This is a genomic window from Alloacidobacterium dinghuense (genome assembly GCF_014274465.1).
In the GTDB taxonomy this organism is placed as follows: Bacteria; Acidobacteriota; Terriglobia; order Terriglobales; family Acidobacteriaceae; genus Alloacidobacterium; species Alloacidobacterium dinghuense.
Genome location: NZ_CP060394.1, coordinates 4,881,643 through 4,894,610, shown reverse-complemented (window position 1 = coordinate 4,894,610; position 12,968 = coordinate 4,881,643). Strand labels below are relative to the sequence as shown.

At 54.9% G+C, this 12,968-nt stretch carries 6 protein-coding genes; 3 read left to right on the top strand and 3 right to left on the bottom strand.

What is annotated here, in order from left to right; translation table 11 throughout:
- Nucleotides 1-1,258 precede the first annotated feature (1,258 nt).
- Complete coding sequence (locus H7849_RS20380; protein WP_186742022.1) at nt 1,259-1,663, top strand: hypothetical protein; 405 nt, start codon at nt 1,259-1,261, stop codon at nt 1,661-1,663.
- 370 nt (nt 1,664-2,033) lie between these two features.
- On the top strand, nt 2,034-2,285 hold the full coding sequence (locus H7849_RS20375) for a hypothetical protein (RefSeq protein WP_186742020.1): 252 nt from the start codon (nt 2,034-2,036) through the stop codon (nt 2,283-2,285).
- Between the two features lie 31 nt (nt 2,286-2,316).
- Here the strand turns inward: H7849_RS20375 and H7849_RS20370 are convergent, their stop codons facing one another.
- The 3 genes from H7849_RS20370 to H7849_RS20360 form a co-directional block, all read right to left on the bottom strand.
- On the bottom strand, nt 2,317-5,499 hold the full coding sequence (locus H7849_RS20370; RefSeq protein WP_285288972.1) for a DUF3857 domain-containing protein: 3,183 nt from the start codon (nt 5,497-5,499) through the stop codon (nt 2,317-2,319).
- A 580-nt stretch (nt 5,500-6,079) separates the two neighbouring features.
- Nucleotides 6,080-8,131, bottom strand: coding sequence for an alpha/beta hydrolase family protein (locus H7849_RS20365; RefSeq protein WP_222439696.1), 2,052 nt, complete (start codon nt 8,129-8,131; stop codon nt 6,080-6,082).
- Between the two features lie 370 nt (nt 8,132-8,501).
- A complete protein-coding gene (locus tag H7849_RS20360) occupies nt 8,502-10,928 on the bottom strand; it encodes a winged helix-turn-helix domain-containing protein (RefSeq protein ID WP_186742016.1) in 2,427 nt (808 codons plus the stop codon).
- Between the two features lie 371 nt (nt 10,929-11,299).
- On the opposite strand from H7849_RS20360, the gene H7849_RS20355 reads away from it, so the two are divergent.
- Nucleotides 11,300-12,703: a choice-of-anchor tandem repeat GloVer-containing protein gene (locus H7849_RS20355; protein WP_186742014.1), complete on the top strand. Its 1,404-nt coding sequence runs from the start codon at nt 11,300-11,302 to the stop codon at nt 12,701-12,703.
- Nucleotides 12,704-12,968: the final 265 nt, after the last annotated feature.

Below are 12,968 nucleotides of genomic sequence, written 5' to 3'. Positions count from 1 at the left end.
CTGCCCAAAATCTGGCGCTCCTTATTTGCCACGAGCACTATCTGATGACAGCGACAGCCTTCTGCCTAATCACCCCTAAAGCAAAGCCCGGAACCGCAAAACACCGAAGATCAAAAATCGCATTATTAGACGACTGAGTCAGGCAGATTTGGAAGCAAATTCCTGAATCGAATAAATGCTTCGGCAACCATGTTGTCCCGAGAAGATAGCATTGCACGCTTTGAGAAGCAGAGACGGCTGAGCCTCTCCATATTGGAGATATAGAACACAGATGTCGGGATAACTCTCAAGCAGGCATTCGATGAATGCGGCTCGCTCATGTTCCGAGTACGATTGCTCCAGAATGACCAGATCGGGTTCCAAGGAAAGGGCTAGGCTGACAGCACGTCCCAAGCTTTCCGCACATGTTGTGCGATATCCCGCGCCTCTGAGAGTTTCGCAGCAAAATCGAGTAAGGATGACGTGCTCATCCCTTGATACGAAGAGTATCTGTTGATTCACGGCTACTCCAACGCAAATGAGAAGGGTCAAATTGTTGCGAAGCTCTTGCCCATTGCTCTCCGGCGATGCGTCCCCCTCGGAAAGCCGTACGTCAAGACATCCGACTTTACACCACTCGCCAAATAGTGGGATGCCATATTGCGTTAGTCGGTCTGAGTAAACACGCCATTTTGGTGTGCGTTTATGCTGGATACCTGTTTCCTTCGTGAGAGCCATAGGCCGATGTCACAGGTGCCTCCGGGGTTGTCTGCGTCTCTTGGTTGCTATTCGCGAGACAGTGCCGTCGCATGTCTTCGCCCACGCAAATAGGCGCAAAATGCTCGTCTACACCTCCCCCATCCTGAGCGTCGATTTCAACCAAGGCATCGTTGAGACCCTCAATACTATGTATAGACTCGGCGAGCCCAGCGATATATACAAGTCGTGGTTTAACAAGCGGAGGGTGCCCACGCCCACGAGCGCGGCAGACGACCAGAGAAACGATCGTCGTTTCATGCAGAAGACTTTCATCCCACGCACTGGTTTTGTCAACCGAGGTCGGATGCGTTCATTATGCGTTTGTTTAGTCGTATCGGCGATCTCAGCAACGAGGGATCACCGCTCGCCGATTTCTTCTGTTCTGGCCCATTTTTTCTTTTCGATAGCGCTGATCCGCGCCCCTGCTGGAAGTGCCTTAATTTCGACAGATTCTAGACGGGAACTTCACGACATCCAATCTGAATTTCCGTAATGTAGTTTCCAAAGGAGCTTGAAGTCCATGCAATCCATACTTCATCGTATCGCTATAGCGCCCGCCGTGATCATGGTTGCCACCTTAGCTGCAAGCCCTGCGATAGCGGAAACAACTGGTATCAAGGTTCCCTTTGGCTTCGAGGTCGCTGGCAAGACCTTTCCTGCTGGTGACTACTCAATTCGTCGCGACAACAGGGACGGTTTCGTGACGCTGGCTTCAAAGGAGTCGTCGCAGAGCTTCACCAGCATTATCGGTCCCGGCTCGCCCAGTCCGCTGGAGTATAAGATCGCTTTGAAATTCGATCTAGTTGGCCAGACACATCTTCTGCAGTCAATTCAGTATGGGACGATGATCACGAGCAAACTGGACAAGAAAGCACTGGAGAGCGAACGCGAACTCGGCCCAGTAGCGCATTCCGGTGGCCGCTAGACCTAAGGCGTGCAGTTAGCCACATCTACGGTTAGCCACATCTACGAGGTGGGGAGAATTGCTTTTCTGATGAAGTCGCCGATTCAATGCTCAATAGCCGTTCACATCGTCGGATAAAGGTGCGGCGTTCTATCTCCGAACGCCGCATTTTGCCGGTCGATGCCGAATTAGGTTCGGCATCGCTTTTGGTCAGAAATCTTTAGGTTTTTGACTGCCCTTACTGCTCCCCTTGCGCTCACACAAAATCAATCACTTGGAGAGCCGTCTGGCGCACCCCTTCTTGACCAGTGCTTCCGGTTGGCGAGCGCACTATCGTCTAACGAAGGGATTTACCTCTAAGATGATTGCCAGAAATTGCAAGGAGAAAGTAATGCCACAGGTTTCATTCGCAGCCGACATCAAGCCGTTGTTTCGTGACATCGACATTTCGCACATGAAGTCGTTCGGCGTGGAATTGGACGATTATGCCTACATGTCGAATCCTGATAACGCTAATAGTGTGCTCGCCACTGTCTCGCCTCACAGTGGTGAGCCGCCGTCTATGCCGCCCGGCGGACCCTATTGGACAGCGGCCCAACTAGCACTGTTCGTCCAGTGGCAGGAAGAGGGATATCAGCCGTAAGCCAAGAAGACGACCACATCAAACGACCCAATTATTGTTGCTCGGTGTGCAGCCCGCCGTCTGGTACTAATACCATTTCACAGCCTGAGATTTGTGAACAACTCACGACTGCGCTTCGCAAAAGGTGTGCCTTGGAATCGGTTGGAATCAGTTCAGGAAACTTCATCTTGTTGATCTCGCCGCTTATTTGGGCGATCTTCTGCTCGCCGGACATCTGCTGTGATTCGATAACTCCATCCTGGGCAACTTCCAAGCGGAATGTTCCCCATCCACTCAAATTTCCCGTGTGAAGTAGCTTATATGTACGCGACTTTTGCAGTTCATCTGTTCCGTTCTTCGGCCCGGGTTTTGCTCCTGAAGCCTCCAGCCGTGTAAAGCCGTCATGGATGTGTTTGCGCACCTCAGATGGCGTGGTTGAGTTCGATGCCGCATCTGCAAGCCGGTAAGCTGCACAGGCTTCGTTCGGATTGTGCATCGCTTCATAAAGTTGGCCCACATGATCGCCCACTTCTGCACGCAGGCTGTCTCGCCACGCTGCCGTCAGATACGGCTTTGCCTCTTGCAATTTTCCCTCTCGGAAGAGAATCCAGCCCAACGTATCCCACGAAGCAATCAGTAGATTTGCACTCGCGAATGTCTTGCTGTTGGCCTCGGCAGTGGTTATAGTTGCGCTCTTCTCTTCCAACATGTTGACGCTCTTGCGTGACATCTGTTCGGCATACTCCAAGTCGTGGCCAGTTTCAGCAAGGGTGTATGCAGCATCGTTCAGCAATCCAGGGTCATCGGTGCCGTCTAGTACGCTCTTCGCGGAAGCTGCGGCCTCATCATCGCGATTTAAGTGGAGTAGCGTGTTACTGAGTTGAAGGCGCACGGATCGGTCGTCGGGATGTTGCTCCGCCGCAGATTGAAGCGTTTTAAGAGCGGCATCATAGTTCTCGGAACCCAACTGGTAGGAGGCGAGCAGAAGCGAAAGACGCAAGTCCTCAGGATGCTGGTCTAGGTAGGTCTGAAGAGTATGCTGGGCCGCAATGGAATCACCTCCCCTCTTTTCAGCGCCGGCCAAGGCACCAACCGCATTGACGTTTTCGGGATGCTTGGCTAGTTCCTTCTTGAAATCAACCTTCGCTTCATCGTAATTGCGCTGCATCTCGGCAATGACGCCGAGCATGCCCCATAGGTATTCCTGATCGGGGTTCTTTGTTTTCACCAAATCAAGGGTGGCCTTCGCAGCGGGCCAGTCTCCTGAACGCAATTGCTCTGATGCCTTCTGCATCAGTTCTCCAGCCGACGCATTGGCAGAAGCATCCGTGGGCTTCGTCGATTCAGCTTTTGTGTCTGAGTTAAGGTGTATGGTTACGCTTTGACCGTTTGTTATTGGTGTGGGAATACCCTTTTCGTTAGGCCCTGATTTTTCAGCCTGGATAGCGATGCTCTTTGTCGGCTGGATTAATTGGATCCAGGGTTCTCCTTCGAGACTAATGTCCTTGGTGAATTGTTGATAGGCTTTCCAGTCTGATTTAGCGACTTTCTCCTTGAGAACGGTGATTGTTCGCTCGGCTACGATTTCCTTCCCATCGAATCGATAGGTTTTGTCGAAGGTTGCGAAGTCGGTTTTCACGTGAATAGGGTCGGGGAGGTCAGTGCGATAGCCCTCCGGCAAACTGATATGGGTGACCGCCAGCATTGTCCTCGGTGCACCGAGATTGATGTCCTCTGTAGGAGTCGTCGTGTTGCTATCCAATGACGGAAACTCCAGCGCTGGAAACAAAGGAACGATGCGGCGATTATCCCAGTCCCCGAACGGATGACGTTGATAGTCGTACGTGAGAACGATCGGGGAGATGGGATCGTCGATGTTCTTGAATTGCGAATCACTGGTAGTGCCGCTGAATCCGGTTGCGGAGGAGATATATTGTGATGCCTTGTCCCACTCTGCCGGAGCCATATTTCGCGCCATGCCGCGAACCCACAACTCGGAGTCGTCATGGTATGTTGCTGAAATTTTCGATGTGACCTTGCCAACCGCATCCAGGTTTCCGACTGCTTCAAAGCGCTCTGTGAATGGATACGGCGCAGTTGCTGGCGTCGATTCAAGCACAGCGGGCCCAGTCCTAGGAATAACGAGAGCCTTCTGATCGCGTATTACGGCGGAGAGATAACGATAAGGAGCTACTCCTGGCGTGCTGTCCAGCCAGATGCGACCCTCGGGAAGATCGACGGTAGTGATCACATGGTTGAACAGAGCCGGAGACGGCACGTCGGGGACAAGGGCGATCCCGGCTCCGATCAGGGCAGGTGCCGTTGTGAACCCTTTTGATCGCAGCAGTGCCTCAAGAAGAGTGTCTTTGTCCTTGCAGTCGCCATACTGGTTCGCCAGCACCTCCGTGGCCTCGTGGGGTCGATAGCGTCCGACTCCAAAGTCAATACCAACATACCGATACCTGGAACTTACGAACTCATAGATGGCGCGGATCTGTTCGTCAGGCGTCTTTGCATCTTTCGCAATCTCGTTCGCTCGCGATCTCAGAGTTTCGGTGGGCTGGGCTCGCTGTGCGGCCAGGGATTGGTACCATTCACCAACTTCTGCCCAGGTGTGAAATGTGGTCCAGGCTACTGAAGGCAGCTTGCGTCCATCGGCATCTTCGTCTGGGTCTTTCGGGGTCTGCGCCTTAGCTGAGTCGTCCTCCTGTGAGGATTTGGGCGCGGGAACGAGTTGCGCCATACTCCAACTGTACGTTCGAACAGTGTCCCGTTCCGCGATCGTCGGCTTATGATTGGGGCTCCAAACTTGGACGTACTTGTCCTTGGGTACCTCGAGGTTGAGAACCTCCGAGAGCACAATTACCGACCCGGGAGCGGTGAAATGATGGGCACCCCAAAACTGCCCCGGCGCCTCCGGTTTGTCAATCGAGGTGTGAACCTCGTACTCCAATATATCGCCCACCGAAAGCGAACGAACGGGAAGATGCTTCTCCTTAAGGTCGCTATAGAGTGGAGCTTCTCGCGTGACCTCAGCCGACATTTCGATGGCACTGTCTGGTGGTGTATCCACGGTGCTTCCATCGGGCTTATGGACGCACACTAGAGTGATATGCGGTGTTTCAGACGCCGAGGCATAGCTAAATGACAGCACGCCGAACTGCTGCGCTGCGCCCTGCGACTGAATGCGCAGCATTGCATGTACAACCTGCTCCCCTGTTCCGTCCGCATGCATCCGGATGGTCGTTTCGGAGTGTTCTATAACGAGTGATTCTTTGCCAAATGAATTCGCGGGAGCCTCTTGGTGCACTTGCGGATAACCTGACACAAAAGAGCCCAGAGTAACCAAAGCAAACAAAACAACAATGGAGCGCATGTCGGAAGGGTAATATCAAGCTACTCAGGGTGCCAGCACAATTTCTCGTCGCCTTAAAACACTTGCTGGCTTAAGCCGATTCATCATTGCCGATATCACCAACCCAAAGTCTAGCCCGCTAGAGTTGCAGGCTACGATACCGGATTACATGATTCCTTTTGTGCCCATCATTCAGGAAAACGAAGAACCATTTTCGATGTTTCGAGACTTGAAGCAAAAGCATGGTCAACGCTAGGACTGCTGAATCAGGGCCAATTAACTTGGACGCCATGCCTGGAAGGTCATAACCTCGCATTTAAGAAGCCCCCTTAACAGCTAGACGCACAAGTTATACGCACGCTCGACTGCCCTTATTTATTTGTGTTCGGACGGCCCACCCTTTGTTACCCGGCATACCCCGGTTATCGATGCTGGTCACCCTCGTTCTCGCCAAGGCCCGTCAGGGTTTCTTACGGTGCGCGTCGAACCAGTTGAGGGTATAAACCACCTTGGCGACCTGGTGGCTCGGGCGGCGACTGAGACCGTGGGGTTCGCCTGGAAACCGGACAAGAACTGATTCAACTTTGAGTAGTTTAAGAGCAGCGTAGTATTGCTCGGCTTCGGAAATGGGAGTGCGAAAGTCGTCTTCACCGGTCATTAACAGGGTCGGGGTCTTCACGTTCTTCACGAGAGAAATAACCGAGCGCTTCATATAGTCGTCCGTGTTATCCCAAGGATTGCCTGCGAACCAGTACTTTGCCCCAAAGGCAGGCAGATCGGAGGTCAAGACCCAGCTATACCAGTTGATCACTGGATAGAGACTCGCGGCAGCGCGAAAGCGGTCCGTGTGGTCGATCATCCAGCAGGTAAGTACACCTCCGCCCGAGCCGCCCGTGACGAACAGGTTGTCTTTGTCGATATAACCCTTGGCGAGAATTGCATCGACGCCCGAGTCGAGGTCCTGGAAATCGTTGCCGGGATAGGCGTGGTGGATAAGATTGGCGAACTCTTCGCCGTAGCTGGTGCTGCCGCGTGGATTGGTGTAGAGAATCACGTAACCCTTGGCCGCCCAGATTTGCGCGTTGAGGTCGAAACGATCGCCATAGTTGGAAAATGGACCGCCGTGAATTTGCAGTATGAGGGGATACTTCTTCGAAGGGTCGAAATCCGAGGGCTTGATGACCCAGCCTTCGATTTTCCGTTGGTCGAGAGACGAGTCGTACCAGAGTTCTTCCACGGTGCCGAGTTTCTTGGCTGTGAACAGTTCCCGATTGAGTGAAGTCAGGACGTTGAGTTTGGGATTGGCAAGAGAGCCAACCCCTACATCGCCGGGATCCGACGGATCATCGTATCGCATCGTGAAGGAGCCACTCTTGGCAACGCTATAGTCCCCGCCCGCGTTGAGGTGTCCGGCAAGGACCTTGGGTGAACCATCGAGTGGCAGGTAGGCGAGTTTCGTGTCGCCCTGATCCGTATAGATGAAGAAGATGCCTTTGCCGTCCCCAGCCCAATGAGGAGCCGACACGTCGCGGTCGAGTTTGGAAGTCACCGCGTGAGGATTGCTGCCGTCGCGGTTAGCGACATATAGATAGGTGGTCTGATGGCCCTGGTAGCGATCATCGAAACCTGTGTAGGCGATGAGTTTGCCGTCGAGGGAGATTTCCGGCTCGTCATTGGGACCGTTACGATGCGTAAGCTGCGTGAGCGATCCGTCTGCGACGCGGATCTCGAAAAGCTCTGTGTGGAGAGGCTCGTACTCGTAGTTCGCCGTGCCATTCATCGAAAAGATGAGCGATTTTCCATCGGGAGCCCAGGTCGGATAAGAGCCGCCAAATTCCCCTGCACCCGGCCCATGCGGGAAATTGCCAGTGGTTAATTGACGCGGTGCACCACCGTCGGCAGCCACAACGAAAACCTGCGAATAGCCTGGCTTGAGATATCCAGGACCATTGAAGCGATAGATGAGATCCTCATAGACCTTCGGTGCATCCGCCCACTTGGCACCTTCTGGCGCAGAGGGAAGCGTGGCAATCTTCGGGGGAGTGGCGGAGACGAGCGACGTGAAGGTGATCTGCTTGCCATCCGGAGACCACGAAATGCCCTCAGGACCATTTTCAAGGTCGGTGAGCTTGGCAGTCTGTCCGGAATCCATCCATCTGACATAGAGTTGGGACTTACCGTCGCGGTCTGAAACAAAAGCGACGCGGGTGCCGTCAGGCGACCAGCGCGGTGAAGAGTCGTTATAAGTGCCGGTAGTCAGAGGCCGATGTTCGGAGCCGTCGAAATTGACGACCCACAGGTTGGAGACCCGATGATCAGAGGATATGTCCGCCGATTGGCGGATGTAGACAACCCGCTTTCCGTCGGGAGAGATTCGCGGATCAGATGCAACTTGAACGCGGAAGACATCCATAGGATCGAGCCGATCGGTGTTCTCCTGAGCGGCGCTGGCGAGAGGGGAAATCAGGAGAGAAACAAGCAGCACCATTAGCAGTAGGACTTTCTGAGACACGTGGGTCTCCTTTCGCGCTGCATAGTATCACCCCACCTACGGCCATGTTTTTTGTTTTATAGCTCCTTCAGTCGGTGGGAGGACTCCTTCTCAGAATCCCCTAGTGTCATTCGATGCGCTGATGCGGCGATCCAGACAGGGACGTCTTCTTAAACGTTGGTGCCGCCCAGCTTCCGAGTAACCGACTACCCGGACATCAGTCAACGGAAGCGCTTTTCAAAGTACCTATCGTGCAAAGGGCCTTGAAGGCGTGCTTGACCAGCAATTTGCGACTGTCCTGCGCGTTAACTGAGGCTATTCCTGAGAACGAGCGAGAGTGTAAATTTCGTGACTTCCCATTTCAGGCATAGCAACGGGGCATCGATCGCGCCTACTTCACAGCACCCAACTGCCTGTACTCCAACTTGGCTTCGTGGAAGATCGGATTCCGGTTGTCAGCCTCGTGCCAGAGATTCATGAATTCCCGGTAGCTCGCCTGCGCTTTGTCTATCTGTCCCATAAGCGTATAAGCACGGGCGAGGTTCTTGTGCGCCAGGGCGCCGATCGGTTCACTGATCACAATGCCTGGATGATCGAGTATCTTCTGAAACTCTACGGCCGCTTCCTTGCCCTGATTACTCGCCAGGAATGCAATTCCTCGCAGATAGCATGGGTAAAGTGCGAATGGAATTGTTTGATAAGGAGATGGGTTGCCCAATTCGAATGGAGCACTTGCATCCAGCTCCTTGATAGCATGCGCGGCATCGCGATGGTTGAGCGCCAGCTGGGCACGGATGACGGGAAGAAAGACGAACTGGACCATCGTATCCTCCGGAAATCTCCGAGCAAGATCTTCGGCCAAACGCTCTGCTGGCCTGCGGGCAAGTGCCAGCGCGAAAGCTGCCCGCGCTTCCACGTCGCGGGCGCTTGACAGTGCAAGGGCAGCCTCCGCTTGACTGCGCGCCTCGGCGAAATTTCCATATAACCCCTCCCGTATCGCCGATTCAGACTGGTATCCGGCAGCCGTCTCCTTCTGACCGGCCTGCCGGGCAGAAGCAATGGCGCGCTGGGAAAATTCCCGCGCCTTCTCGATTTGTCCACTGAAGGCGGAAGTGTCGGCTTCGTACGACAACAGCACATCTTCCACGCCTGGTTTGCCCACGGCCCACGCCGCTTCCTGGGCCATTTTCCCGGAATCTTTCCTGAGAAATGCAAGGTGGTAAAGATGCTGGGGAAGATCCATCGCCTCAAGTCTCTTCCCGTTCGCCTCATCGGCGGTTGCTCGAGCGTTTTCGAGCTGATCCAGATTCATATAAGCAACCACCAGGCCCTCATAGTCTTCCGGATTCTGCTGACTGCGTGCGAGCGCCTCGCGTGCATCTGCCAGCGCATCATCGTACCGTCCGAGCTCTGGATCGACTTCCTGTCCGAGCACTCCCACAGGGATTCTCTCGTGTGGATAGATCTGTGCCCAGAGCCGGTACACCTGCCGGGCCTTGGGCAGATCACCGATGACGGCAAAGTAATACCGCGACTCTATAGCGAATTTTTCCCATTCGCTGACGTGCTCACGCAACTCGAACGCCCTCCGAATGCTTTTGGCTGCAAGACCTGTCTGTCCGAGATTGATCTGGCTCAGTCCCAGCGAGAGATGCGCCATCGCGAACTTCGGGTCCAGGTCGATGGCCCTTTGGAACAACGGAACCGCAGCTTGGCAGTTATCGTGCAAGTTCAGTTCCCTGCGCCCCATGGTGTAGGCCAAAAGTGCATCGAGCGACGATGTCGTGGCTTCCTCGAGAGGAGTATCGAATCTCTCCACCGTGCTCAGTGATTCGCCGAGCTTCTTCCGCAGCTGTCCGCTGGCCCGGCTCAACGCCTTTAGAACATCTTCTTTCCGCGCCGCTTGCACCTGTTGTTCAGCAAGTACCTCTCCCGTCTGGCAGCTTAGCGCTCTCAGCCCGATCACGTACTCCGATCCAAGGCTCGCGATCGAACCCTCCACCACCGCCGCAGCGGCAATTCTCTGACATAGCTGCCGTGCTGTGTTGGAAGCGAGGTGTGCGTCCGGCGGCTGTCCCATAAGCGACAGTGTATGTTGGATCCGCTGATCTGAGACCAGGTTTAGAAAGGGTGATTGCCCAAGCTGCACTGCAAGACCCTGCCGCAACGTGCCGTCAAATATGGCATCGCTGGTGGTGTTCACGAATTCAGCCAGGACAATTGAGTCCTTGTCCGTCAGCGAATGCGATTGGCGCGAGGTGTATTGCCAAAAGACCAGGCACACACAAATGAAGCCCGCCGCCGCGACCACAGCCCATTTTCCTCTCGAACGTGAGGGCGTAGCGATGGCATCCGTCCTCCCTTTGGCGGCCTCTACGGAATCCTGCGCCAAAAGAGCGGCCGAGACCGTATCAGCATCGCTGCCGTTCGGCGGGACCGTCTCCGCGCCGCGCGTGCCTTGCAAAGTCTCGATGGGATCTTCCGTGACCTCCACCGGGCAAATGAAGCGATATCCGATTCCGGATACCGTTTCGATGAACAGCGGCTCACGCGGATCGTCGCCCAATAATCGCCGCAGTAGGGCAATGTTACGGGCAAGTGAATTCTCTGTGACTGCGGTCTCGCCCCAAACCGAGTTCAACAGTTCTTCTTTGGCAATCAGCTTATTCGGGTTTCGGATCATGATCAGCAGTAACCGGAATGCCTTTGGTTCCACCTGCTGCACCTGACCCGATTTCACGATCGCGAACTCTCGCTCGCGCACAGTCACATCCGCGAATCTGAAAACCAACGACTTACTTGCGATCGGTGGCGTCATCACTACTTCTTCAGAAACACTTCAGGACTTTTTCAAGACGACTGCTCGGATCTTGACTCAGAGTCGCGTCAGAGCTGTGAAGAACTCACGCTTGGTTGTTTTCTCTGGTGTCTCAGCGTTTCGCCAGGCGTGGGCTCCCAGTCCGGCGAACCCTGCTGGACGGGGAATGCCGCAAGTGTAGCCCAGATCATCCGGGGCCGCCAAGACTATCTTGTCGCCACCACAGGTGTTCCGCGCCTAGCGACATTCTCCCTCTCCAGCCAGGGAGTCGCACGCCTTAAGTCCATGAGCCGCAGGCGGGATAAGCCTCCGCTTCGCTCTCTTGCGGCCCGATTCCTCCACATTCGAACCAACGAAAGGGAGCCATCCAAATGACGAAGCAAATCGCATGCTTATCCATCGCGGCCTGCGTAGTTGTCTGCTTGTTCACAACTGCTCGCGCCGGTGCACAAACTCTTGCAGTCGGAAAGGCCAACGAGGCCAACAGAACGAACGTGGTGAGCGCGCACGCTGACGACGTAAAGTTTTCGACGCTCAATTCATTCAAAGCTCCAGCTGCTACAACCTTCACGAGTCCTCTAGGGTCTCAACCGGACACCACGCCGGCGATAGGTCCGGACGGCGACATTTACGGGATGACAACGGTCGGTGGCGAGTTTGGAAACGGCGTCATCTACCGGTTCGACCAGGACACGCATCAGTACAAAGTCCTTCATACCTTCAGCGCGAAGAATGCCAATGGAGAAAACGAGGACGGAGCCTCTCCGGGCAATGGACTGACCCCCGGTCCCAACGGTGTGTTTTATGGCATGGCCATTTTGGGCGGAGCGAACGGCAACGGCACTATCTTCAGTATCACCACGACTGGCAAATTCAACGTGCTGCACACATTCAGCGCCCTCGATGCGAACGGACACAACGAGGACGGCGTTTGGCCGCTGCGCAACATCATTATCGGCAGCGACGGCAACCTTTATGGCACCACCCGGACTGGTGGTGAGAACACCTGCCTCTTCACGCATGGCTGCGGGGTGGCGTGGACGATCGACGACAAGGGAAAGTTTACGGTGATCCATCAGTTCACCGCCGACGAGGGCCATGCAGCATCGCTGACTCAGGGGTTCGATGGGTACCTCTACGGCTGCGCGGTGTGGCCGGCTACCTCCCTGCCACCCGGGCCTTTACCCTCAGGAATCCTCTACCGGATGACGCCATGGGGGACCGACTTTCAGGTGCTCTATACGTTCAGCCAGACCGACACAAGCGGCCAGAACATGGATGGCGCGGACTGCTACGAGCCGCTTGTCGAGACGAGGCCCGGCATATTTTACGGCGCGGCCTATTTCGGAGGAACAAATGGCAGCGGTGTCGTGTTCCGGTATTCCCTCGATAACCCTGGTGTCGTCGGGGTTGTGCACGACTTCAGCGCCGTGAACTCAGCAGGCCAGAATTGGGACGGGGCAGGCCCGGATGGCCCGCTGGCGCTCGGGCCACATGGAACTTTGTACTCGAACGCCGAAGCCGGGGGAGCAAACGGCAATGGCGTGCTTTTCGCCCTCAAAGAAGATGGCCGTTACGAGGTTCTGCACACCTTCAGCGCGACCAATCCAACCACCGGAGCCAACTCCGACGGTGCCAACGCGGATGACGGCCTCGTGCTGGACGGGAACAAGCTCATCGGAATCGCCATCTATGGCGGCAACGGCAGCCCCGCCGGCTACAACAATAGCGGCGGCACGCTCTATGAGTTGATATTGGACGACCGTGAACGGTAGAGGTGAACGTCGATCAGAGGAGTTGCCTCAACGCGGACTTCGGTCCCATTGACGAGGACCCGCGCAGAGGCAACTCCACTGTAACGCAGTCGGCTCTGTTCACGAAGGATTCTTGATTTCCCACTAAACGGCAACAAACATAGGTGCTCTCATGCAGTGCATATACGAAGGTGTGATCGGACCTAAATGGCCACCAGTGACCACGGGCCCGCAGATCGATATAAGAGAAATAAACGAACAGCTTGACTGGGCTCATAGTGAGATT

What these genes read in the sequence shown, in the direction of transcription:
- H7849_RS20380 (WP_186742022.1), top strand. Translation starts at nt 1,259, where the DNA reads ATGCAATCCATACTTCATCGTATCGCTATAGCGCCCGCCGTGATCATG.
- H7849_RS20375 (WP_186742020.1), top strand. Translation starts at nt 2,034, where the DNA reads ATGCCACAGGTTTCATTCGCAGCCGACATCAAGCCGTTGTTTCGTGAC.
- H7849_RS20370 (WP_285288972.1), bottom strand. Translation starts at nt 5,499, where the DNA reads ATGCATGCGGACGGAACAGGGGAGCAGGTTGTACATGCAATGCTGCGC.
- H7849_RS20360 (WP_186742016.1), bottom strand. Translation starts at nt 10,928, where the DNA reads ATGACGCCACCGATCGCAAGTAAGTCGTTGGTTTTCAGATTCGCGGAT.
- H7849_RS20355 (WP_186742014.1), top strand. Translation starts at nt 11,300, where the DNA reads ATGACGAAGCAAATCGCATGCTTATCCATCGCGGCCTGCGTAGTTGTC.